We start from the raw sequence: 23,484 nt of genomic DNA on the forward strand, positions 1-23,484 counted from the left end.
TGCCTGATTTGCCGGGCAATGTGCCCGCTGACGGGATGCGCTTCAAGTGGCTGAAACGAGGCTTTGGGCTGCGGTGCGGCGCCCCCCGCGCCGCACCGCAGGTGCCTCCGCTAGGCCATGAACATGCGCGCGGCGGAGGCCACCGTGAGCAAAGCGCCGAACCCGATGAAGATCTTCCCGATCAGCGAGGTCTGGTCCCAGCTCGCGCTGTCGCTGCTCGCCAGAACCGGGGCCGGCTTGGGTGCAGCCACGGCAACCGTCGGCGGCGGCGCCGGCGATGCCTCCTGTTGAGCGGTCTGCGGCTGGGCCGGCTGCGGCTGTTCCGCCGGCTGCTCCTGCTGCAGGGCGCGGTCGACCTCGTTGAGCTGGTCGGATGCGACCACATTACCGTCGGACTGGTCTGCGGGCTTGTCGGCCGCGGCAATCAACACATTGGCTTTCACCGGCGTCGCCGCTGCATTGTCGTCGCCGGAGGTCAGCTCCGCATTGGCGTTGGCGACGGTGGCGGGAATGCCTGCCGAGGTGACCCTGCCGGCGTCGTTATTGGTGGCCTTCTTGCTGTCGGATTTGTCGGCGGTCTTGTCAGCGGTCCTGGAGGACCGGTGGCGTGCCGAGCGCCGGCCATGCCGCGAACTCTGCTCGGCAGACTTGTCGGTCGTTGCGCTGTCGGATTTCGATGCCGATGCGTCCGATCCGGCCGCATGCGCCGGCAACGGAGCCGCGAGACACACAAGAAGCCCTGTCAGTCCTGTCGCAACCATCAATGCCAAGCGCCCGCTGGCTTTGATCTTCATTTTGATGATCTCCCCATGTCGCCCGCCCAAGGGCGAAAAGAGACCCCGCTGCGTGTCCACACCGGGGCAGAAAAAGGGAATCTTCGGGCATCCGGGGGCAAAAGCTGGGCAATTTCTTCCCAGTGGCCCATCGACGGCAGCAGCACCGATGCTTGTCGGACCGATCGGTGTTATGAGCCGTGACGTCTGGAAACCCGCCGGAGCGATTCTTTGAGGCCGATCCTCGGCGCGGTCTTGCAGGAGGATAGAGATCACGAATTCGTGATCGTCTGGCATGCCGCGTAACGAACTGAAAGATCGGCCGAATTGCAATTCAGGAGCCTGCGTGCGCGAACGTGAGGATGAATGGACCGGCCTGATGCGGTCGGCCATTTCAGGCGATGATGCGGCGTACCATCGCCTGCTCAAGGCCATCACGCCGGTACTCCGTGCTGCGGCGCGCCGCGGCCTGGCGCGCGCGGGACAACCGGTCGATCAGTCCGAGGACATCGTGCAGGACATCTTGTTGGCGGTACATTTGAAGCGACAGACCTGGGACACCAGCGCGGCGTTCGCGCCGTGGCTGTTCGCGATCGCGCGCAACAAGCTGATCGACGCGCTGCGCCGCCGCGGCAAGCGGATCTTCGTCAACATCGATGATTTCGCCGAGACGCTGCCCGGGGAAACGCCGGAACCGACGGCCTCGCCGGGCGAGGTGAGCGCCCAGTTGCAGGCTTTGCCTGCGCGGCAGCGCGAGGTGCTGCAATCGATCGCGGTCGACAGCACCTCGATCAAGGACACCGCGGCGAAATTCTCGATGACCGAGGGCGCGGTGCGGGTCGCGCTGCATCGCGGGCTTGCGAGCCTCACTGCGAAATTACGGGATCGATGAGCATGGACACCGATCAACTCATTCGAACCCTTGCCGCCGACAATGCCTATCGCTCGCGTCCGATCGGTCTTGCGCTGATGCTGGCACTACTGGCGGCGGCGCCGGTCTCGCTTCTGATCTTCTTCGCCGAACTCGGCGTGCGGCCCGACGTGATGATCGCGATGCACAATCCGTTCTTCGACCTGAAATTCGCCGTGACGCTGGCGCTTGCCGCCTCGGCGATCGCGGTCAGCCTGCATCTGTCGCGCCCGGAGGCTTCGCTGCGCGGCTTCGGCTGGTGGCTGCTGATTCCCGCCGCCATCCTCGTCGCCGCCATCAGCGGCGAGATGATGATGCCACAGCGGACGCCGATGATGACGCGGCTGATCGGCAAGAATTCGATGGCCTGCATGACCGCGATCCCCGCGATGTCGCTGCCGCTGCTGGTCGGCGCGTTGTACGGGCTGCGGCAGGGCGCGCCGGCGCGGCCGGCGGTCGCCGGTGCGATAGCCGGCCTGCTCTCGGCAGGGCTGGCGGCAACCGTCTACGCGTCGCACTGCACGGATGACTCGCCGCTGTTCGTCGCCACCTGGTACACGCTGGCGACCGCGATCGTCGCGAGCGTCGGCGCACTGATGGGAAACCGGGCGCTACGCTACTAGGCCGCTGGCGCGGACTGCTGCATGCGATGGAAGCGCAGCACCTGCTGCGCGGTCGACGGCCGCAGCCGCTCATAGGTGTCCTTGCAGGCCTGCAGATCGGTCGGCTCGCCGCCCGAGATGTCGTCGCGCAGGTTGATGATCGCCCGCACCGTCGACCATGACAGGCCCGAGACCTTGGCCAGGATCATGACGCCCTCGGCGCGGGTTTCGATCATCATGTTCTCGGCGACGCTGACCGAGACGTTGGCGAGCGCGGCGAGCGAGGCATTGGTCTCGTCGAACTTGCCGGCCTCGGCGAAGGCCGCGAGCTGGAATTCGTCGAGCCGGCCGTCTTGGTAGAGCGACTTGACCAGCGCATGCGCGATCGTGGTGTCCGGCGTCACGGCGGCCGGCGCCGAGCGCGCGCGTCGCGTCGCTTCCTTCACCGCGATCGGAATCTCCTTGGCCTGCTGCGGATTGGCAGCCTCGAGCCGCTGCCTGACCGCGTCCGATGCCTTGGCGACCAGCTTGAGATAGAGATGCCGCGGGATGTTCGGGCGCAGCCCGACGCAGGTCGACAGATTGTCGTCGCCCTCGGCGCGGCTGACCAGGCGGGTGAAGCCGCGCTCGGTGAATTCCGCGCCGGGATTGTTGACCGCGCTCTGGATCACCTCGTCATTGCCGCGCAGCACCAGCACGTCGGTGACGGCGCCGCTCAGCGTCTTGCGGTTCGAGATCGCGAGCAGATGCGCCTGGCTCTTGCTGCGCGCCGTTTCGATCAGGGTGTCGTCGTCGAGCCGCGGCGACAGCGTCAGCACGGGGCCCGCGACCTCGATCAGGTCGTCGAAGGCAAGGGTGCGGATGGTCTGCGGCGGTGCGGTATCGATCGGGGCGAGGCGGTCGGCGAGCAGCGCCTTGGCCGAGTTTTCGATGTGCTCGAGCAGGCATTGGAAAACATCATCGAACAGCACGATCTGCTCGTTGGAATAGTTCACCGAGCCGTTGATGAAGAGGTCGGTCACGCGGCGCAGCGTCTCGACACGGCGTGCGACGGTGCCGTGTGCGAGCGTCGTCTGCAGCTCATCGAGCAGACTTTCGGGAGCGGTCTCGGGCTTCAAACTCATGACTCTGTCCTGGAGCGGTGGCGACGGCTTCTCCGGCGCCGAAGAGGAAAAGGATTTCAGGCGCTGGCGATGCGGTTGCGTCCCCTGGCCTTGGCTGCGTAAAGCGCGCCATCGGCGCGGGCGAGCAACGTATCGGAGTTTTCGCGCGGCTTGAGCGTCGTGACGCCCGCGGAGATCGTCACCCGCATGCCGGGCGAGAATGCGCTCCAGTCGAGATCGGCGATGATCGCGCGCAGCCGCTCGAGCGCGCGCATCGCCTGATCCTGCGACAGGTCGGGCAGCACAAGCAAAAATTCCTCGCCGCCGTAACGGCCGAAGCGATCGACGCTGCGGAGGTTGGCGAACATGCCGATGGCGAAGGTGCGCAGCGCCTCGTCGCCGATCGGATGGCCGTAGACGTCGTTGATGCGCTTGAAATGGTCGAGGTCGATCAGCGCGACCGCGCAGGAGCTGCCGTTGCGCGCGCAGCGCGCGATCTCCTCTTCGAGCGTGCGCATGATGCTGCGGCGATTGGAGGCGCCGGTCAGTTCATCGAGCTCCGCGAGCTCCTCGATGCGCCGGTAGGCTTCCTTCAGCTTCAGCCCGCTCTGGTACAGCGATTGCTGCATCGAACTGGAGAAGATGCCGAGGCACATGCAGCGCCCGATCGTCAGCGCGAACACCAGCATGGTGGCGAGGCGATCGATCCGGGTCGCGGTCGGCATCCCGATCGCCTTGTCGGTGCCGAGGAACAGAGCGGCGAGGCCCAGCACCATGACGGTCCAGACGATCGCAGTCTGCCGCGCCGAGGTGCGCAGCGCGCCGAAGCCGAACACCACGAACAGGTTGCAGAGAAACAGCACGCCGACTTCCGGCGCGATGTAGGTGAACACCAGCAGGTTCACCATGTTGATCGCCGATTGCGGCGCGACCAGATAGTGGTCGCGGAAGCGCTCGTGAAAGCCGCGCTCGGAGAGCACCACATAGACGGCGACCAAAGACAGACCGGTCAGCGCGTAGGCGGCCGCCACCCAAGCCGACGTGGTGCCGCCATGCGCGTAGATCAGCAGCACGACGGCGTCGAGCACGAAGCAGGCCGCGATCATCGACTGGATCTGGCGGCGCTGCTTGGCCCGGCGCGCCAGGCGCTCGGCCGTCAGCCTGGGACGGCCGCTTTCCGATGCGCCCGCGATCGGACTGGGAAGTGACGACGCAGCGCTGCCCATGGTCTCGCCATTGGTGAAGTCCGGCGAAAATCTACGTGGGAAAGCCTTTAGGTTTGGTATCTTTTGGAACCGAATCTACCCCGGTGTAGCCCGGTCATCGCCCTTGTTTCGTAAGGGGAATCCGTTCGCAGAGGCGAGACGGGAGCGATGTGCGGCAAGCCTGCGCTGTGGCGGACTTCGTGACGGTGCTGGCGTGCCGATAAAGCCTTGGTATGGTCGCGCCGGATGGTGCCTGCCCGCGAGAGTTTCCACTATTATGATACCCTTTATCGAGTCTCGGCTGATTTTTTCTCATTGGAAGCGCCGACTGTGGCATAGATCACACATGCAGTGCGGACATTGCCGTAATGTGAAGAATCTTGGCTCTCGCGTCGAACCACGCACCGCCCCCTTCAGACCAACTTTGCGAGACGGGCATTGAGCGCGACACAGGCGGCTTCAGACGACGTTCTGATCGCTCGGATCGCTCAAGGCGACCGGCTTGCCATGCAGGTGCTGTACGGGCGGCACCATGTCAGGGTGTACCGCTTCGGGCTTCGGCTCGTGCGGGACGAACAGGTGGCGGAAGATCTCATCAGCGAGGTCTTCCTGGACGTGTGGCGTCAGGCGGGCAAGTTTGAGGGACGATCCGCCGTTTCGACCTGGCTTCTGGCGATTACCCGGTTCAAGGCGTTGTCTTCGCTGCGGCGAAGGAAGGACGCCGAGCTGGACGATGAGGCCGCGAACGCGATCGAGGACACGTCCGACGATCCGGAAACGGTGGTGCAGAAGAAGGACACCGGTGACACGCTGCGTAGGTGCCTGACGGGACTATCGGCGGAACATCGGGAAATTGTCGATCTTGTCTACTATCACGAGAAATCCGTGGAAGACGTCGCTGAGATCGTGGGGATTCCGGAGAATACCGTGAAGACGCGCCTGTTCTATGCGCGCAAGAAACTTGCCGAGTTGCTGAAGGCAGCCGGTGTCGAGCGAGGTTGGCCATGATGGCTGCGAGAACAAAGGTGCAAGAGCCTGACGATATCGAGATGCTGCTGCCCTGGCACGCGGCCGGCACGCTGAACGCGCGTGACACGCGCCGCGTCGAGGACGCGCTTGCGAGCGATCCGGAGCTCGCTCGGCAATATGCCGTCATTCGCGAGGAATATGCCGAGACCATCGGCCTCAACGAGAGCCTCGGTGCGCCCTCGGCGCGCGCGATGCAGAAGCTGTTCGCCGCGATCGATGCCGAGCCGGAGCACAAGCCGTCGATGGGCGCGCGCATGTCGGCCTCTGTCTCGGAGTTCTTTTCGAAATTGTCGCCGCGGACGCTGGCGTGGTCGTCCGGCCTCGGTGCGGTCGTGGTGTTGTTGCAGGCGGGTGTGATCGGCGCGGTGCTGATGCGCAGCCAGCCGGCCTTGTTCCAGACGGCGTCGCTCGATGTCGCCGAGCGCAGTGCGCCGGTCGCGCCCAGTGCGCCGATCACGCGCGACCTCGGCGCCAGCGTGGCGGCGACGCCGACCCGGCTGCTGGTGCGCTTCACACCCGATGCCAGGGTCGCCGACATCACGTCGCTGCTCGACAATTACCAGGCCTCGATCCTCGACGGGAAGGGCGGGATGTTCCGGCTGCAGTTCCGCGCAATGGACAAGAGCAGCGTCGCTGCGCTGATTGCGCGTTTGCAGAAGGAGAAGATCGTCAGCCTCGCGGTCGAAACGCCGTAATCGGCGGCTGACGGTTCTGCGCCGAGTTGAGGTCACCATGGCCGCCAACGGCCGGACCAGATCGACGAACCACGCGATCGCCGCAGCCGCAGCATTGTTGCTGGTTTGTGTTGCCGGCTCCGCCTCCGCCCAGAATTTCATGCGATCGCCGACCGGTGGCGCGCCACAGGTCTCGTCCGGGATGCGGGCCAATCCCGGTATCGGAAGGCTTGGTGGCAATCCCGCCGGCGGGTTCGGCGGCTCAGTTGGCCGCATGCCGCCGCTATCGGTGGACCGTGGCCCGGCCTCGTCGTGGACCGACGATGGGCCGCGACCGCGCGTGCCGCCCCCTGTGCGCCCCGCGCCCCGTCTCTCCGCTAATTGCGATGACGGCGATCGAGGCCAATGTTCCGACCGGCCGGTCGCCGGCAACGGCGGCAAGGGCGCAACGCGGAAGGGCAGGGCCGGCGGTGGCGGCAGTTTGCGTGCACAGGATGCGTCGAGCGTGCGAACCGTGCCAAATGAGCTCGTGGCCGAAATCGACGGTGCATTGACGGAGGCGGAAGCAGATGCACTCGCACGCCGTCATGGGTTGAGGCGGATCGCCTCGCAGAATGTCGCGCTGCTGGGTGCGACGATCGGCCTGTTCCGCATCCTGGGCAATCGTTCGGCCGAAACGGCGAGCCGCGAGCTCGCAAGCGATGCCGGCGTCCGCTCCGTACAGCCCAACTACCGTTACGCGCTGCAGGACCAGAAGGCGTCGGGCGGCAGCGATCCGGCGCAATATGCCCAGACACAGCTGCATCTGCCCGCGGCTCACAAGCTGGCGCGCGGGATGAATGTCACCATTGCCGTGATCGACTCCGGCGTCGACGCCGCCCATCCGGAATTGGCGAACACGGTCGCCGATACGTTCGATGCGCTCGGCAGCAAGGATGCTCCAAACGCCCACGGCACCGCCATTGCCGGCGCGATTGCGGCGCGTGTCAGGCTCACGGGGAGCGCGCCGGAAGTGCGGATCCTGGCGATCCGCGCCTTCGGTGCGGTCGCGGGCGGCGCCGGGAGCACTTCCTATGTGATCCTCAGGAGCCTCGACTACGCGGTGGCGCATGGCGCGCAGATCGTGAACATGAGCTTCGCCGGACCGCAGGACGCACTTGTCGGACGCGCCGTGGCAGCCGCCGCGGCACGGGACGTCGTGCTGGTCGCCGCGGCCGGCAATGCCGGTCCGACATCGCCGCCGCTGTATCCGGCCGCCCATCCCGATGTGATCGCGGTGAGTGGCACCGATGCCGGCGACCGGCTGATGGCGGCCTCGAACCGCGGCAGCCATATCGCGCTGGCGGCCCCGGGCGCCGACCTCCTCGCGCCGGTGCCCGATGGCAAATACCAGCTGATGTCGGGCACCTCGTTTTCGGCCGCGTTCGTCAGCGGCATCGCGGCCTTGGTGCTGGAACGCAATCCGGCATTGAAGCCCGCCGAGGTGCGACGGGTCCTGGCCAGCACGGCGCGCGATCTCGGGACACCTGGACGTGACGATCTGTTCGGTGCAGGGGAGGCGGATGCGCTTGCCGCGGTGATGGCGGCCACCAGTGCTCCCGGTGCCTCTGCCGCGGACAAACCGTCGCAGCCTGCACAGCAGGCCGACGGCAATAACACTTCCGTGAGCCGCACGTCGAATGAACCCGCGCCGTCGATCGCATCGGAGGATTCCGCTGCAAATCGCCGTGCTGCGCGGTGATTTTCGACGCCGAACGCCGGCAACGGTGCGATGGAACCGCGGCGCGAGAAGGTTAAAAAAATCGCCGGCGATTTGAACGTCCGCCTTCCTCTCACGACTTATGTGTGTGGGAGCGGTTTATCCCTCCCCGGCTATATCAGGCGCGAGCGCCCATCCACCCCAAGCGCCCATATGGCTTTGACCCGTCCGGTTGTCCCCCCGGACGGGTCTTTCATTTTGGGGGTCCCTTGTGTGACGGACTCGACGGTGCGCGGCGCGATGGCGCCGACCGATCGCAACGGGATGGGCAAACGCGCGACGGCTGCGACGGTTTGCTGTGGATCATTCCGCCCCAGGAGCGGTGCGCATCGCCACCACGGCAAGTCGATGACTTGAGGCAGTTCGAGCGAGAAACTCCGTAGTAGAGCGGACTTCTTCGATCGCCCGTTCGCGACTAAGAATTTAGTTAGACTTTATTTACCTTTTCCACAGAATATCGGCGTCGCGTCCAGTTGATTCGGTTCGGTTCGTTCGGTTGCGTCTGCGTCCGTTTCTTTTCCTGCGGGCAATTTGAATGACACATCGGACCGACGTGGCCAGAGGCCAGGAGATCGTTGCACGCTGGTGCAACCTCGCCGAGCAAAGGCTGGAGCACCTTACCGAACTGTTCGATACCGGGCGCTGGCGGCGCTATCACAGCGAGCAGGCCTTTCTCGAGAACATCAGGGAAGCCCGCGCCGCGGTCGACATCTGGCGCGAATTGCTGACCCGCGAAGCCTCGCTCGACAATTCGCCGATCGATCTGTCTTGGCTCGGCCGCGGCAGGTCGAAACTGCCGCCGCCCCACATCTCGCCGCCGCCCGCGCGCCGGCCGGAGGCTGCGGTCCTGGCCGAGGCGGCGATGAAAGCGGTCGCGGCCGCGCTGGAAACGGCGGCCGAGGTGCTGGAGCAGCCGCCCACGGTCGCCGACGCGCCGCCGCTGGAAATGCCCGCTCCGGCTGCGCCGCCGCCGGTGCTCGATCTCGACACCATCCAGCGGCGCTATCCGCTGCTGCGCAACGCGCTGTAGGCGACCGCTCTCGCTTATTTTTTGAGCGTGATCTCCGTGCTTGTCGCGAGGAAAAACCGCTTCGCCCTTTCCCGGATCTAGCGCCGCACCGCGTTCGCGCCGACCACGAGCTGCGCATATTGCTGGGCGCCGCCTGCCGACAGATCCGGCGTGATCGGGCGGGCATGGTCGAGCCCGACCACCGCGCCGCGCGGGGTTTCCGAGATCATGTTGTTGTTGATCAGCGCGGTGCCGGCGCCCGGCACTACCGAGACGCCGATGCCGACGAAGGCGTTGCGGACCACGTTGCCTGATATTGCGACATCGCGCAGGTACTTGCCCCAGCCGGCGGCGATGCCGAAGGTCGGCGCGTTCTCGATCACATTGCCGGTCACGGTGCTGTCGGCCTCGACATAGATGCCGATGCCGGCGCCGTCGTTCGGGTCGGTGCCTGCAGGGCGCTTCGGCAGCAGGTTGCGGATGATGTTGCCCTGGACCACCGCAATGCGGCCGCCCTCGTTGAAATTGCACACGGAGACGCCGATCGCCGCGCCGTCGACGGTGTTGTTGGCGATCACCGCGGCCTCGAACGAGAACTCCGAATAGAGCGCGACCTCGCGGACATTGCTGACGCTGTTGTCGGTGATGTGGATGTTGGAGGCCGAATTGCCGCGCACCGCCGAGAAGTCGCAGTTCTTGATGCGGTTGCCGCGCACGATCACGTTGCCGGCGCGGAAGGCGTTGATGGCGTTGCCGTACTGCCCGGAGCCGCCGGGGCCGGCCTTGATGTCCTCGATGCGGTTGTCTGCGACGATCGAGCCGTCGTCGCCGATCGCGGTGCGCAGGATCTCGATGCCGTTGTCGTTGGTGCCCTTAATGGTGTTGCGCGACACCATCAGGCCCAGCGCGTCGAACGACACCAGCGCCGTGGTCGCGATCTCGGTGAAGACGTTGTTGCTGACGTCGCCCGACATCTGCTCGAACCAGATGCCGTTGCCGCCGCTGCCGGTGAACCGGCAATCGGTGATGCGGATGTCGCGGCCCGATAGGCAGTGCACGAGGCCGCGCCGGTTCGGCAGCGGGACGTTGCCGCCGTCGAAGGTGAGGCCCATCAGGACGACGCCGCCGGCGCCTTCGCCCTCCAGCAGCGAGGCGCCGCCGTTGAACACCAGCCGGCTGGCGCCGCGCACGCCGATTAGCTGGCTGCCGGGCGCAAGCCGCAACAGGCCGGTGCGGTAGACGCCGGGCGGGAACGCCAGCGGCACCTGCGCCCGCGCGGCGTCGTCGATCGCGCGCTGCAGATTGCGGGTCTGGTCGTCCGGGCTGCCGGGGTGCACGCCATATTGCGTGACGTCGCGGCCGAGCGAGCCGGTCGATGGCGCGGCGGCACGCGCGGCGTCCGGCGACATCGCAAGCGCGCCGGCTGCGCCGGCGGCGGTTACTCCGATCAGATGGCGGCGGTTGACGTCCATGGGCAAGGCCCTCGCAACATTCGCGAGCGGTGACGTTCGCGGGTCGAGTGGTAGCGCGAAAGGCGGCGCGGCATGGTGAACACGCCGAGGCAGCGCGGCGATTGTTGGCGGTAGGGTTAATCGCGGGTGCAACCGATTCACGTTGTCAAACAGTCGTTCCTCGGTGTCGTCACCCGCGCATGCGGGTAATCCAGAATTCCAGAGCCGCCGGTGCTTGAATCGAGAGGCCGCGGCGTACTGGATGCCCCGCCTTCGCGGGCCTGACACCGGGGAGAATGCGGGCCCACGACTCCTTCCCAGGCCGCCCCGGCGAAGACCGGGACCCATACGCCGCGGCTTGTGTTGTGAACGCGACTCATCATCGCAGCGACGATGATCTTTCGTGGTTATGGGTCCCGGCGTTCGCCGGGACGACACTGAATTCAACCCGTTGCAGACCTCGTCATTCGATCCAATTTTAGTATTTGCCGGGGTCTACGGTTGACGCGTCTGGAGTATTGCTCGCCCGCTGGCTTGAGAGGAGAGACCGGTGTTTGACGTAGGAGACCTGGTTGTCTGCATCGACAATGGCCCGAAGAAAGGAGCCATTGGGCCGGTAGTGCCCATCCATCATCTGCTGCACAAGGGGCGCATCTACCGTGTCAATTTCATCGGGACGACCTGGACGGGGAGTCTGACCGTCGGGCTAGCGGGCGTCGCGCTACCTCCTCCGATGATTGGGTTCGAGCCTTACAGATTCCGCAAGATCGATCCTGCGGAGCCTGAGTTCATTGAAATGATGCGCAGCTTGCCTACGCGTGAGTTGGAGGATGCCAACTAGGGACGTGTACTTACACCGCCCGATCCGCGCGCTCACGCGCGCGAGGCCTGCCGGGTCAGTTTCACCAGCTCCATCAGCATGGCCTCGCCGGCATCGACGAGCGCTTCCAGCGTGATCGATGATTTGCCGGGTGCAGCCGTGCCGTCATGGGCGAGCGGCGGGACGTGGACGAATTGCGCGAGGCGCAAGTCATTGTCGCCGTTGACGGCCTCGATCGCGCGCCAGCTCAGATAGTTGCAGAGATAGCTGCCGGCGTCGCGCGAGGCTCGCGCGTCGATCCCGGTCGCCAGCGCGGCGCGCAGTAATTTTTCAGTATGAGGCCCGAACATGCGCGCATCGGCGCCGCCCTCAATCAATCCCTTGCGTGCATGCTGGCGGCCGGCGTCGGGGAAGCGCGTGGTCACCGCGTTGCGGGCACGGCTTTCGATCCGCAGATAGTCGGTGCGGCCGGCGAGGCCGAACATCAAGAGCGCCTGCGGCCGATGTCGTACGATCAGCTCGGGCAATTCGCGATCGACGGCGGCGTAGGTGACGTCGAAGATGTGGCTCGACAGCGCGACGTCGTCGAAGGCCGGGCGGCGCAGGGCGGTCAGCCGCTTCACCAACGGCATGGTCGGGTTGAACGGCGCACCCGGAAACGGCCCGAAGCCGGTGACGAGGATGCGCAGTCTGCCGCTCAATGCAGCATCTCCGCGATCTGTTCGGCGGCGACCGCGGGCGAGATGCGGCCGCCGGCGACCTCGGCCTCCATCTTCTTCACTTTGGCGCGGATCGCGGCATCCGAGCGCAGCCGCGCCATCATCCGGCTCTCCAGCATCGACCACATCCACTTCACCTGCTGTTCCCGGCGGCGGCCGGCGAACTCGCCCGAGGCGTTCATCGCGGTACGGTGGTCGAGGATCTTCTGCCAGAGCCGGTCGAGCCCGGCGCCGGTCAGCGCGGAATAGGTCTCCACCGGCGGATGCCAGTGCTCGGAGCGCGGCGCCAGGATGTGCAGCGCGCTGCGATAGTCGGCGGCGGCGAGGTTGGCGCGCTTGAGGTTGTCGCCGTCGGCCTTGTTGATCGCGATCATGTCGGCGAGCTCGACAAGGCCCTTTTTTATGCCCTGCAGCTCGTCGCCGGCACCGGGCAGCATCAAGGCCAAGAAGAAATCGGTCATATCGCAGACCGCGGTCTCGGACTGGCCGATGCCGACGGTCTCGACCAGCACGACGTCGAAGCCGGCCGCCTCGCACAGCAGCATCGCCTCGCGGGTCTTCGCCGCGACACCGCCGAGCGTACCCGAGGAGGGCGAGGGACGGATAAAGGCCTGGTCGGAGACGGCGAGCCGCGCCATCCGGGTCTTATCGCCGAGGATCGAGCCGCCGGTGCGCGCCGAGGAGGGATCGACCGCCAGCACCGCGACCTTGTGGCCGCGCTCGATCAGGAACATGCCGAGCGCATCGATGGTGGTCGATTTGCCGACGCCGGGCGAGCCGGTGATGCCGACCCGCACCGCCTTGCCGGTGTCGGGCAATAGCGCCTGCACCAGCTCGCGCGCCGCCGCCTGGTGGTCGCTGCGCCGGCTCTCGACCAGCGTGATCGCCCGCGCCAGCGCGGCACGGTGGCCGGCACGGAGGTCCTTGGCGAGGGCGCGGATGTCGGGAGCGGCAGGCTTCGGTGAGGTCATGGTGTTGGTTTACAACGGCTGGCCATGGCAGGCGAGGGGAACGCGGATCGGCACGTCGCAGGGGCGCACTGCCAAAATGTCGAAAACAACCCCATGCAAAGGAGCCGGCGGCTGGCAGCCGGCGTGCGACAAGGCACGTGCGACAAGGCTACTTGACACGTCGGGCAACTCAGCGGCATTCTTCCATTATCCAGAAATCGTGCAGACACCCGTAGCCCGGGTGAGCCAACGGGTCGCGCGAACGCGCGCCCGATGACAGGCTCCGCGATGTCAGGGGAAACCGGCCCCGCATATCGCTTCAGCTCATGCGGGCTACGAACTATTGCTGCTCGTCCGCATCGCCCTTCGGCCGTGCGCCGGCGAAGATCTTTGCGCCTTCCGGTGTCAGATAGGGTTTCAGCGTCTCCCACGGCACGAAGATCACGTATTGGCCCTCGGCGTAGGGGCCGACGGCATAGGGCGGGTAGTGGAAGGTGAGGCCGGAGCTCTTGCCCGCTTCGGTCGACGGCGCCAGCGTCACGGCGCCGATCTTGAGCAGGGTCGGCTTCATCTCCTTGTACCACTCGGCGGTTGCGGTCTCGCCGGCATCGCGCCGCTTCTTCTCGGCGTTGAGCGCGGCGATGACCGCCTTGCGCATCGCCGTCAGGGTTGGGCCGTTGTCTGCGGTCTCGGTGAAGAACGGGCGGATGCTGATGCGCTTCTTCGCGGTGGTGTCCCACAGGATGGTGTTGACGTCGGAGTTCGGATGCGCGCCGTGGGTGTCCATGTAGTCATCGCGCAGCACGCTCACATAGCGGCCGTCGACGACGGAGCGCTCCGAGTATTTGCGTTCGAACGAGTAGCCACCACGATCCTTGAAGAGGTCAGGCTCCTGCTTGCGGTCGGCCGCAGCCTCGGCGGCATTCTTGTCGATCCACGTCTTGCCTTCGGCGAGGCAATCGGCCGCCAGCGCGCTATCTGCCTTGATCCTGTCGTCGAGATAGACGCTCGCCTCGATGCTCGCATTCTTGATCGACGCGTCGGGCTTCGGATCGGCGGCGATGGCGGGCAGGCAGAGGCAGGCCAGCAGGCCGGTAAAAGCCATGATGCGGGCAGGCGTCATCAAGCGATCGGCGCGCATGAAAAACTCCAGGTGGCAGGGGGCAAGCGCGGCAGCGTTACTCCGCTGCAGCGCTATGGCCGAGCCGGGCGTTGAGCTTGTGGATCAGCTCCTCGGCGGCATCCGAGATCACCGTGCCGGGCGGGAAGATCGCCTCGGCGCCGGCGGCATACAGCGCGTCGTAATCCTGCGGCGGCACCACGCCGCCGATGATGATCATGATGTCGTCGCGGCCGTGTTTCTTCAGCGCGGCCTTCAGTTCGGGCACCGCGGTGAGATGTGCCGCGGCGAGCGAGGAGACGCCGAGAATGTGGACGTCGTTCTCGACCGCCTGACGGGCGGCTTCATCGGCGGTTGCGAACAGCGGTCCGATATCGACGTCGAAGCCGACATCGGCGAACGCCGATGCGATCACCTTCTGGCCGCGGTCATGGCCGTCCTGGCCGATTTTCGCCACCAGGATGCGCGGACGGCGGCCTTCGGCCTCCTCGAACGCATCGATCAGGGCCTGCACTTTTTCGACCTTGTTGGACATCGCCGCTGCCTCTCGCTTGTAGACGCCGGTGATGGACTTGATCTCGGCGCGGTGGCGGCCGAACACCTTTTCCATGGCGTCCGAAATTTCGCCGACGGTGGCTTTGGCGCGAGCGGCGTCGATCGCCAGCGCCAGCAAATTGCCGTTGCCTTCGCCCGCCGAGCGGGTAAGCGCGGCGAGCGCCGCATCGACGTCCTTCTGGTTGCGCTCCTTCTTGAGCCGCGCCAGCTTGTCGATCTGCAGCCGACGCACGGTGGAGTTCTCCACCTTCAAGACGTCGATCGGCTTCTCGTTCTCGGGCTTGAACTTGTTGACGCCGATCACCGCCTGGCGGCCGGCATCGATCCGCGCCTGGGTCTTGGCGGAGGCTTCCTCGATCCTGAGCTTCGGCACGCCGGCCTCGATCGCCTTGGCCATGCCGCCGAGCGCCTCGACCTCCTGGATGTGCCCCCAGGCCTTCTGCGCGAGATCGCGGGTCAGCCGCTCGACATAGTAGGAGCCGCCCCAGGGATCGATGATGCGGTTGGTGCCGCTCTCCTGCTGCAGGAACAGCTGGGTGTTGCGGGCGATGCGCGCCGAGAAGTCGGTCGGCAGCGCCAGGGCCTCGTCGAGCGCGTTGGTGTGCAGCGACTGGGTGTGGCCTTGGGTTGCCGCCATCGCCTCGATCGTGGTGCGCATCACGTTGTTGAAGACGTCCTGCGCGGTCAGCGACCAGCCCGAGGTCTGGCAATGGGTGCGCAGCGACAGCGAGCGCGGATCCTTCGGATTGAACTGCTTGAGCAGCTTGGCCCACAACAGCCGCGCGGCGCGCATCTTGGCGACTTCCATGAAGAAGTTCATGCCGATCGCCCAGAAGAAAGAGAGGCGGGGGGCAAAACGATCGACGTCGAGGCCCGCGGCAAGCCCGGCGCGCAGATATTCGACGCCGTCGGCCAAGGTATAGGCGAGCTCGAGGTCCTGCGTCGCGCCGGCTTCCTGCATGTGGTAGCCGGAAATGGAAATGGAATTGTATTTCGGCATCCGCTGCGAGGTGTAGGCGAAGATGTCGGAGATGATCCGCATCGAGGGGCTAGGTGGATAGATGTAGGTGTTGCGCACCATGAACTCTTTCAGAATGTCGTTCTGAATGGTGCCCGACAGTTTCTCCGGCGGCACGCCCTGTTCCTCGGCAGCCGCGACGAACAGCGCGAGGATCGGCAGCACCGCGCCGTTCATGGTCATCGACACGCTCATCTGGTCGAGCGGGATGCCGGCGAACAGCGTGCGCATGTCGTAGATGGAATCGATCGCAACGCCGGCCATGCCGACGTCGCCGGAGACGCGCGGATGATCCGAGTCATAGCCGCGATGGGTGGCGAGGTCGAAGGCGACCGACAGGCCCTTCTGTCCGGCCGCGAGGTTACGGCGATAGAACGCGTTGGAGTCCTCTGCCGTGGAGAAGCCGGCATATTGCCGGATGGTCCAGGGCTGGTTGACATACATGGTCGGGTAGGGGCCGCGCAGATAGGGCGCGATGCCCGGCCAGGTCTCGAGGAAGTCGATGCCTTCGAGATCGGCCTCGCCGTAGACGGATTTCACCGGGATGCCCTCGGGCGTCAGCCACGGCTCGGCGCTCGCAGCCGGGGCCGTACTGGCCACGGGCTGGAAGGCGACATCGGCGAAATTGGGAATGCGGGTCATCCCTGGGCTTCCTCAAACTGGCGATTGCGTTCGATCAATCGCTGTAGCTTCTAACTCAATCGTGGTCCGGATGCTGATGGCTGACGATGGTCGCCATCTTGTCCGGTCCGTAATTCTGCATCGTGGTCTGGCTCGGCAGGTTGGCGATGCCGACCACCCAGCCGTGGCGGGACTCGGTTCCGAATTGTTGCGTCGGTATCACCCGGTCGGGCCGGTCGAAGGCGCCGGTCATGATCTCGATGCGGGGCCCGTCGATGCGGCGGAAGCTCAGGGGCGTTCCGCAGGCGGCGCAGAAGTCGCGCTCGGCGATCGAGGAGGATCTGAACGCGGCGGGCTTGCCGCGGGTCCATCTGAAGTCGTTGCGATCGATGTCGGCGAAAGAGGCAAATGGCGCCCCGGACGCTTTCTGGCACATCCGGCAGTGGCAGATGCTGATCCGGGTCGGTGCCGCCGAGACGGCAAACCGGACGGCGCCGCACTGGCAGCCGCCGGTCAGAACGGGTGTCGATGGTGCCTCTGCGCTCATGTCTGCTCCATCCGCCGATAGGCGTCGCGCAATGTCGCCAGCGCATCACCGCCGGCGAAGACGAACTCGCCGATGCCGGCCGCCCGCAGCGCCGCTTCCTGGTCGCCGGGCCGCCCTGCCAGATAGATATGCCTTGCACCGGCGCCTTGAAGGGCCCTGGCGGCCTCACTGGCGCTGGCGGCATAGACCTTATCCGAGGAACAAATGCACGCCAGCGTGGCGCCCGAGGCCTTGTAGGCCGCGGCCAGCGCCGCCGCGTCGGCAAAACCCTCGCTGTCGATAGCCTCGATCCCGCCGGTTTCGAAGAAGCTCTTGGCGAAGGTCGCGCGGGCCGTGAAGTCCGCGGCGGTGCCGAGATTGGCCAGGAATATCTTCGGCCGTGCGCCATGCGCCTTCAGCGCGGCATCCGACTTGTCGCGCAGCGCCTCGAACGGTTCGGCAAGCCGCATCGGCGCGAGGGCGTCGAACTTCACCTTGGCGCCGGCGAGGGACGCCGGCGCTGATGGTTTCACATCCAGCACCGCGGGGGCGGCCTCGCGCAGATCCGGAAATTCGCTGGCGCCGGTCAGCACGTCGCGGCGCTTCGCCACATTGGTCTCGCGCAGCAATCGCGTCGCGGTGACCTTGTTTTGCAGCAGTCCCTGCTCGAGTGCGGCGAAGATGCCGCCGGCCTTCTCGATCTCCTGGAACAGCATCCACGCCGCCTCGCAGAGCTGCGAGGTCAGCGTCTCGATGCCGCCGGCGCCGGCCGCGGGATCGGAGACCTTGGCGAGGTTGGACTCATCGAGCAGCACGAGTTGCGTGTTGCGCGCCACGCGCCGGGCGAAGTCATCAGGCAGGCCGAGCGCCAGCGTGTGCGGCAGCACCGTGATCGCATTGGCGCCGCCGAGCCCGGCCGCAAAGGTCGCGATCGTCGCGCGCAGCATGTTCACATTGGGATCGCGCTGGGTCAGCATCCGCCAGGCGGTTTGCGCGTTGACGAAGATCGGCTTCGGCGCAAGTCCGCAGGCTTGCTCGACACGTGCCCACAGCAGCCGCAGCGCGCGAAATTTCGCCATCGTCAGGAACTGGTCGGCGTCGGCGCTGAGGCGGAACGAGATCGCCGCGCGCGCCGCGTCGAGCTCGATGCCGGCGCCCTCCAGCATGCGCAGATAGGCGAGGCCAAGCGCGAGCGTGAACGCGAGTTCCTGCACCTCGGAGCCGCCGGCATCATGGACCGGCCGGCCGTCGGCCAGCACGAACGGCCCCTTGAAGCCGCGCTTGATGAGGCCATTGACGACCTGGCCGAACGACTTTTCGTAGTCGGGCCAGGCGATGGCCGCAGCACCGCGCACGGCCATGGTGCTGAGCGCCTGATAATTGAAATGCAGATCGAGCTTGGCCGGGTCGAGCTTGCGGGCCTCGACCATGTCGGCAAAGGTCTCGCCGGCGTTCTCGCGGCCGATCACCGGATTGAGCGCGATCATGATGCCGGCATCGAGATGGACGCCGCCGCAGGCGCGCGCCAGCGTCTTCTTGCTGGCGTCGGCAAGACCGAAGCCGCGCGCACCGGGACCCCCGGCGAACTCGAATTCGAGGCCGGTCGCCCCGTTCTCGAGATCCTGCAGCGCTTGCGCATTGGCCTGTGCGGCATCGGGATGATCGACCCGCTGCAGGATCTGCCAGGGTGCAGCGGCGGCGCGGCCGGCAAGCGGGCTTGAATTGGCGGCGCGGCGGTAGATCGGATCGATCTTCAGGCCGTCATAGGTCTTGCCGACCAGCTTCTCGAACGGGGCGCCCTTCAGCACGCCGTCGACCAGCTTGCGCCAGTCGTCATAGGTCGCAGGTCGAAAATCCGAAGCCAGAGCCAAATCGTCAGTCGAGGTCGTCATCCGCCCAAATCGTCCTTCACCGGCCCCGCGCGGGGCCCCTTGATTTGGCCGGAAATTGCCACGGGCGGGCGGCCAAGCCAAACGGTTGTTTGCGGTGGTTTCGCTTTAATCGAGGTCCGCTAGACGGAAAATACCGTCTGTAGAGACCTTCGCCAGCGCATCGGCGACGCGGCGCCCGGCGATGACGCGGTCAGGAACGATCTCGGCGAGCGGCACCAAGACGAAGGCGCGTTCGAACAAACGCGGGTGCGGCAGCGTCAGTTCCGGCTTGTTCAGTGTGACGTCGTCATAGGCGATCAGGTCGAGGTCGAGGGTGCGCGGCCCCCAGCGCTGCTCATTGGCACGGTCGCGGCCGAATTTGGCTTCGATCTTGTGCAGCGTGAACAGCAGCGCATGCGGATCGAGACTGGTCTCGATCTCGATGCAGGCGTTGATGAAGCTGTCCTGCTGCTGCTCGCCCCAGGGCGGCGTCGAATAATCCGACGAGCGTGCGATAAGCGCGGCCTGGGTCATGCCGCAGATATTGGCGATCGCCTTGCGAAACGTGGTGCGGACGTCGCCGACATTGCCGCCGAGGGCGATCAGGACGTCAGCCATCTGCGTTCAACCCTGGGGCGGTTGATGGCGCGAGCGGGTCAGCACGACGCCGACATCGTCGAAGATCGCGGCGATCGGCGCGTGCGGCTTGTGCACCGTGACCTTGACCGCCCGGATGCGCGGGAAGCTCGCCAGGATGTCCTCGGCCACCGCGCCGGCGGCGCGCTCCAGCAGCTTGTAGTTGGTGTTCTTGAATGCCGATGTCGCGGTCGCCACCACGTTGGAATAGGAGACCGTATCTGAAAGGCGGTCGGTGCGCGAGGATTCCGAGAGGTCGGTATAGAGCTCGAGATCGATGACGAAGCGCTGCCCGACCTCCGTTTCATGTTCCATCACGCCATGACGGGCATGGATGACGATCCCGGTGATGAAGATCGTATCGGTCATTGCTGTCCCTCGATTGCTGCGGCCACGCGCAGCGCCTGAACGGTTTCGGCGACGTCATGCGCGCGGATGATACGGGCGCCATTCTGCGCGGCGATCAGATGCGCCGCGATCGAGCCGCCGATCCGCTGTTGCGGCTCCGACGGCGCGACCGTGCTGATGAAGCGCTTGCGCGAGGCGCCGACCAGCAGCGGCAGGTGGAACGCGTCGAGCTCGGCAAGCCGCGCCAGCGCGATCATGCTCTGCTCCGGGGTCTTGCCGAAGCCGATGCCGGGATCGAGCACGATCCGGTCGGGCGAAATGCCGGCGCTTGCGGCGATCGCGAGTGAGCGCTCGAAGAAGGCGGCGATGTCCTGCATGATGTCGATCGCCGGATCGGCCTGCTCGCGATTGTGCATGATGATCACGGGCACGCCGCGTGCGGCGACCAGCGGCGCTATGCCGGCATCGCGCTGCAGGCCCCAGACGTCATTGGCGATGACAGCGCCGTGGTCGAGCGCCCAGGCCACGACCTCCGATTTCATGCTGTCGATCGAGACCGGCACGCCAAGCGCGATCACGTCGGCAAGCACGGGCTTCAGCCGCGCCATCTCGGCCTCGGCGGTGATCGGCTGCGAGCCGTAGGGACGGGTGGATTCCGCGCCAATGTCGATGATATCGGCGCCCTCGGCGACCAGCTTGCGGGCCTGCGCCAGCGCCTCTTCGGGTGCGGCGAACTGGCCGCCGTCGGAGAACGAGTCCGGCGTCACGTTCAGGATGCCCATCACGGCCGGATAGGGCCGCGACAACAGCGCCGGCAGCAGCGCCGATACGGCCGGGCCGGTCACCGTCGATGCTATGGGCTTGCTCGCCATCATGCGGTGGCTTTGCGCTGACCGCAGCGGCAAGTCAAGGTGTGGCGATGGCGGGTGACGCGGCCGGCGGCCGAATGCCGTTAAGACAGGCTAATAGGTGATCTTGGGAGGCAGCTTGCGTGCCTCTTCGATCAGCAGCTCGACCGACTTCTCCGACGGCATCACGCGGACGAGCTTACGCCGCACATTGGCGTCCTTCATGCTCTGCGCGAGCCGCGACGGGTTGCGGTGCGCGAGCTCGCGCACGGTGGTGACGCCGGCGGCGCGGACCAGACCGACCTTCGCCTTGCCCATGCCGGGAATCCGCATGTAGTCGGAGATGTTGGCCCATTCGAGCAATTGTTGTTCGCTGATCCCGGTCTTGGCGGCGAGCGCCTTGCGTCCCTTGACGGTGCGGGCGGCTTCAAGCAGTGCGTCGGTCGTGCGGATACCCTGCGATTTCAGTTTGGTGGCGCAATAGGCGGACAGGCCTTCGATCTCGGAGAGGGGGTATGTCATGATACTCGTATGCAGGTAGAAGGGAGCGCACGTGCAATGGCGTTTTGGGAGAATGCTTCAGGCAAACTGGCTGAGGCCCGGCGTCCCCGAGATGATCTCGCCCATTTGATCCGCTCCGATTTTGTCGCGGCCGAACCTGAAAAGTTCACGCGCGACGTTCTGAATCTCACTCATGCTCAATCCGAGCGCCATCAGCCGGGTGCCGACAGCCATCAGACCGCCACCCATCAACCGCGATAGGCCACCGCTGTTGTTGGAGGCGGCGATTGCCGCTTCGGCGCCGGGGATTTGGTCGATCAGAGCCTGAACTTTGTCGGAAGGTCCCTCGTTACGGAGGAAACCCAGAACGATGCCGATGGTTTTTTCAGCGACAGCACCGTCGATGCCGGCCTTCGCGGCCAGCTGCCCAACCAATTCGTCCATATTGCCCCGCCTCAACCGGTTTTTGCCGGATCATTCTTGAAGATTTATCTTGAGCGCCTGTGTCACGAAATACAAGCGATCCGCGCATTTCAGTTCGTTTTCTTTTTCGATCGCGTCGGGAGTGTTGCACCTCTGCAAGATTGAGCGGCGGATTCACACCATCTTGTCGCAATGCGCAATGCCTTTCGTCACTTGGCCCGGAATCTTGGCCGGGAATAAAGTATGAGGAACTGGTGCAGCGACAATATACATCAGTGCGCGCCGATGGTTTCAATCGACCTGCAAGATGCAATATGATGTCATCGGTTCGAATGGATCGAGCCGATTTAAAATCGCGTTAAGAGGCGAAGCGATGGCGACGTCCGACACCAAGTTGGCCGATACCGATGAGAAGATCTTTATCGGCAAGGGCGAGGAAACAGCCTGGCTGACGCTTGCGCTGGCCAACCGCCACGGCCTTGTGACCGGTGCGACCGGAACCGGCAAGACCGTCACGCTGCAGGTCATGGCTGAAGGATTTGCGCGCGCCGGCGTTCCGGTTTTCGCAGCCGACATCAAGGGCGATCTTTCCGGTATCTCCGAAGTCGGCGAGGCTAAGGACTTTATCCTGAAGCGCGCCAAGGAGATGGGCCTGACCTTCCAGCCGGATCAGTTCTCGACCGTATTCTGGGACGTGTTCGGCGAGCAGGGCCATCCGGTGCGCGCCACCGTCACCGAGATGGGACCGCTGTTGCTCTCGCGGATGCTCGATCTGAACGACGTGCAGGAGGGCGTGCTTAATGTTGCCTTCCGTGTCGCCGATGAGAACGGCCTCACGTTGATCGACATGAAGGACCTTCGGGCGCTGCTGGATGCGATCGCCCCGGACGGCAGCAAGAAGGCTGCCGACGACGAGGAAGATCCGCTGGCGCCGATCCGTAAGGCCGCGCAAGGCTACGGCAATGTATCCAAGGCGACCGTCGGAACGATCCAGCGTCAGCTCCTGGTGCTCGAGAACCAGGGCGGCGCCAAGTTCTTCGGCGAGCCGGCGCTGACGCTGAAGGATTTCATGCGCACCGACCGCGACGGCCGCGGCATCGTCAATATCCTGGTCGCCGACAAGCTGATGCAGAGCCCGCGGCTTTACGCCACCTTCCTGCTCTGGATGCTTTCGGAATTGTTCGAGGAATTGCCGGAGGCCGGCGACCTGCCGAAGCCGAAGCTGGTGTTCTTCTTCGACGAGGCGCATCTCTTGTTCACCGACGCGCCGAAGGCGCTGATGGACAAGATCGAGCAGGTGGTGCGGCTGATCCGCTCCAAGGGAGTCGGCGTCTATTTCGTCACGCAGAATCCGATCGACGTGCCGGACAAGGTACTGGCGCAGCTCGGCAACCGCGTGCAGCACGCGCTGCGCGCCTTCACGCCGCGCGATCAGAAGGCGGTTGCCGCGGCCGCACAGACCTTCCGGCCCAATCCGAAGCTCGACACCGCGCGGGTGATCATGGAGCTCGGCAAGGGCGAGGCGCTGGTGTCGTTCCTCGAGGGCGGCGGCACGCCGTCGATGGTCGAGCGCGTCATGGTGCGCCCGCCGTCGGCGCGGATCGGGCCGATCACGCCGGAGGAGCGCAAGGCGATCATGGATGCGAGCCCGGTCAAGGGCAAATACGACACCGCGGTCGATGCCGAATCCGCCTACGAGATCATCCAGAAGCGGCTCGCCGGGACGGCGGCGCCGGCGGACGGCAGCGCTGGCGGCGAGGGTGGCGGCATCCTCGGCCAGCTCGGTTCGATCGCGTCCACGATCTTCGGCACCAACGTCAAGCGCGGCCGCATGTCGACCGGACAGGTGATCGCGCGCAGCGTCACGCGCTCGGTGACCGACAAGGTGATCGGCGGCGTGGCCGCCGATCTCGGCAAATCGCTCGGCGGTTCGGTTGGCGGCTCGATCGGCCGGGCGCTGGTGCGCGGCGCGCTCGGCGGATTGCTGCGCAGATAGCACCGCGCCGGTCGGCC

General features: G+C 65.6%; 23 protein-coding genes. 8 read left to right on the top strand and 15 right to left on the bottom strand.

Annotation, left to right across the window (positions count from 1 at the left end; all coding sequences use genetic code 11):
• Positions 1–110 precede the first annotated feature (110 nt).
• Positions 111–1,070, bottom strand: a complete 960-nt coding sequence (locus ACVMDN_RS09940; RefSeq protein ID WP_456835279.1) for a hypothetical protein — start codon at positions 1,068–1,070, stop codon at positions 111–113.
• A gap of 49 nt (positions 1,071–1,119) precedes the next feature.
• Here ACVMDN_RS09940 and ACVMDN_RS09945 point away from each other — a divergent pair, with 49 nt between their 5' ends.
• A complete protein-coding gene (locus ACVMDN_RS09945; RefSeq protein ID WP_057015660.1) occupies positions 1,120–1,665 on the top strand; it encodes a sigma-70 family RNA polymerase sigma factor in 546 nt (181 codons plus the stop codon).
• A 2-nt stretch (positions 1,666–1,667) separates the two neighbouring features.
• Positions 1,668–2,306 carry an NrsF family protein gene (locus tag ACVMDN_RS09950; protein WP_456835278.1) on the top strand — a complete coding sequence of 213 codons (639 nt, stop codon included), beginning with the start codon at positions 1,668–1,670 and terminating at the stop codon, positions 2,304–2,306.
• Here ACVMDN_RS09950 and ACVMDN_RS09955 read toward each other — a convergent pair.
• The gene (locus ACVMDN_RS09955; protein WP_028331661.1) at positions 2,303–3,409 is read right to left on the bottom strand and encodes a DUF2336 domain-containing protein; all 1,107 of its coding nucleotides are present in this window, start codon (positions 3,407–3,409) and stop codon (positions 2,303–2,305) included. The genes ACVMDN_RS09950 and ACVMDN_RS09955 overlap by 4 nt on opposite strands.
• 56 nt (positions 3,410–3,465) lie before the next feature.
• Positions 3,466–4,614: a GGDEF domain-containing protein gene (locus ACVMDN_RS09960; RefSeq protein ID WP_057015657.1), complete on the bottom strand. Its 1,149-nt coding sequence runs from the start codon at positions 4,612–4,614 to the stop codon at positions 3,466–3,468.
• A gap of 417 nt (positions 4,615–5,031) precedes the next feature.
• Here ACVMDN_RS09960 and ACVMDN_RS09965 point away from each other — a divergent pair, with 417 nt between their 5' ends.
• From ACVMDN_RS09965 to ACVMDN_RS09980, 4 genes are all read left to right on the top strand, one after another.
• Entirely contained in the window at positions 5,032–5,601 is a 570-nt protein-coding gene (locus ACVMDN_RS09965; protein WP_016843228.1) for a sigma-70 family RNA polymerase sigma factor, read from the top strand.
• Positions 5,598–6,317, top strand: coding sequence for a hypothetical protein (locus ACVMDN_RS09970; RefSeq protein ID WP_050387103.1), 720 nt, complete (start codon positions 5,598–5,600; stop codon positions 6,315–6,317). The genes ACVMDN_RS09965 and ACVMDN_RS09970 overlap by 4 nt, the downstream gene beginning before the upstream one ends.
• Before the next feature lie 37 nt (positions 6,318–6,354).
• On the top strand, positions 6,355–8,037 hold the full coding sequence (locus ACVMDN_RS09975) for a S8 family serine peptidase (protein ID WP_456835277.1): 1,683 nt from the start codon (positions 6,355–6,357) through the stop codon (positions 8,035–8,037).
• A gap of 553 nt (positions 8,038–8,590) precedes the next feature.
• The gene (locus ACVMDN_RS09980; protein WP_456835276.1) at positions 8,591–9,085 is read left to right on the top strand and encodes a TIGR03809 family protein; all 495 of its coding nucleotides are present in this window, start codon (positions 8,591–8,593) and stop codon (positions 9,083–9,085) included.
• Between the two features lie 77 nt (positions 9,086–9,162).
• Here ACVMDN_RS09980 and ACVMDN_RS09985 read toward each other — a convergent pair whose 3' ends face one another.
• A complete protein-coding gene (locus ACVMDN_RS09985) occupies positions 9,163–10,536 on the bottom strand; it encodes a TIGR03808 family TAT-translocated repetitive protein (RefSeq protein WP_141339551.1) in 1,374 nt (457 codons plus the stop codon).
• Between the two features lie 529 nt (positions 10,537–11,065).
• Between ACVMDN_RS09985 and ACVMDN_RS09990 the strand changes: the two genes are divergently transcribed.
• Positions 11,066–11,356, top strand: coding sequence for a hypothetical protein (locus ACVMDN_RS09990; protein WP_456835275.1), 291 nt, complete (start codon positions 11,066–11,068; stop codon positions 11,354–11,356).
• Between the two features lie 32 nt (positions 11,357–11,388).
• Here ACVMDN_RS09990 and ACVMDN_RS09995 read toward each other — a convergent pair whose 3' ends face one another.
• The 11 genes from ACVMDN_RS09995 to ACVMDN_RS10045 form a co-directional block, all read right to left on the bottom strand.
• Positions 11,389–12,036 carry a pyroglutamyl-peptidase I family protein gene (locus ACVMDN_RS09995; protein ID WP_456835274.1) on the bottom strand — a complete coding sequence of 216 codons (648 nt, stop codon included), beginning with the start codon at positions 12,034–12,036 and terminating at the stop codon, positions 11,389–11,391.
• Positions 12,033–13,025, bottom strand: coding sequence for a methylmalonyl Co-A mutase-associated GTPase MeaB (meaB, locus tag ACVMDN_RS10000; protein ID WP_076833131.1), 993 nt, complete (start codon positions 13,023–13,025; stop codon positions 12,033–12,035). The genes ACVMDN_RS09995 and meaB overlap by 4 nt, the downstream gene beginning before the upstream one ends.
• A gap of 319 nt (positions 13,026–13,344) precedes the next feature.
• A complete protein-coding gene (locus ACVMDN_RS10005; RefSeq protein ID WP_141339584.1) occupies positions 13,345–14,109 on the bottom strand; it encodes an RsiV family protein in 765 nt (254 codons plus the stop codon).
• A gap of 73 nt (positions 14,110–14,182) precedes the next feature.
• On the bottom strand, positions 14,183–16,339 hold the full coding sequence (gene scpA / locus ACVMDN_RS10010; RefSeq protein WP_141339555.1) for a methylmalonyl-CoA mutase: 2,157 nt from the start codon (positions 16,337–16,339) through the stop codon (positions 14,183–14,185).
• A 55-nt stretch (positions 16,340–16,394) separates the two neighbouring features.
• Positions 16,395–16,865 (bottom strand): GFA family protein, encoded by a 471-nt coding sequence (locus tag ACVMDN_RS10015; protein ID WP_057015646.1) that lies wholly within the window; start codon positions 16,863–16,865, stop codon positions 16,395–16,397.
• Positions 16,862–18,736 carry a methylmalonyl-CoA mutase family protein gene (locus ACVMDN_RS10020; RefSeq protein ID WP_456835273.1) on the bottom strand — a complete coding sequence of 625 codons (1,875 nt, stop codon included), beginning with the start codon at positions 18,734–18,736 and terminating at the stop codon, positions 16,862–16,864. Before ACVMDN_RS10020 ends, ACVMDN_RS10015 begins: the two co-directional genes overlap by 4 nt.
• 105 nt (positions 18,737–18,841) lie before the next feature.
• Positions 18,842–19,333 carry a 2-amino-4-hydroxy-6-hydroxymethyldihydropteridine diphosphokinase gene (gene folK / locus ACVMDN_RS10025; protein ID WP_028331647.1) on the bottom strand — a complete coding sequence of 164 codons (492 nt, stop codon included), beginning with the start codon at positions 19,331–19,333 and terminating at the stop codon, positions 18,842–18,844.
• Between the two features lie 6 nt (positions 19,334–19,339).
• Positions 19,340–19,720 carry a dihydroneopterin aldolase gene (gene folB / locus ACVMDN_RS10030; protein ID WP_016842351.1) on the bottom strand — a complete coding sequence of 127 codons (381 nt, stop codon included), beginning with the start codon at positions 19,718–19,720 and terminating at the stop codon, positions 19,340–19,342.
• The gene (gene folP / locus ACVMDN_RS10035) at positions 19,717–20,574 is read right to left on the bottom strand and encodes a dihydropteroate synthase (protein ID WP_456835272.1); all 858 of its coding nucleotides are present in this window, start codon (positions 20,572–20,574) and stop codon (positions 19,717–19,719) included. The genes folB and folP overlap by 4 nt, the downstream gene beginning before the upstream one ends.
• Before the next feature lie 87 nt (positions 20,575–20,661).
• Positions 20,662–21,069: a DUF4332 domain-containing protein gene (locus ACVMDN_RS10040; RefSeq protein ID WP_018270650.1), complete on the bottom strand. Its 408-nt coding sequence runs from the start codon at positions 21,067–21,069 to the stop codon at positions 20,662–20,664.
• Positions 21,070–21,126: 57 nt separating this feature from the next.
• Entirely contained in the window at positions 21,127–21,492 is a 366-nt protein-coding gene (locus tag ACVMDN_RS10045; RefSeq protein ID WP_016841849.1) for a hypothetical protein, read from the bottom strand.
• A 352-nt stretch (positions 21,493–21,844) separates the two neighbouring features.
• Between ACVMDN_RS10045 and ACVMDN_RS10050 the strand changes: the two genes are divergently transcribed.
• The gene (locus ACVMDN_RS10050; protein WP_076833148.1) at positions 21,845–23,467 is read left to right on the top strand and encodes a helicase HerA-like domain-containing protein; all 1,623 of its coding nucleotides are present in this window, start codon (positions 21,845–21,847) and stop codon (positions 23,465–23,467) included.
• Positions 23,468–23,484 lie beyond the last annotated feature (17 nt).

The organism is Bradyrhizobium sp. USDA 4510 (assembly GCF_054059095.1).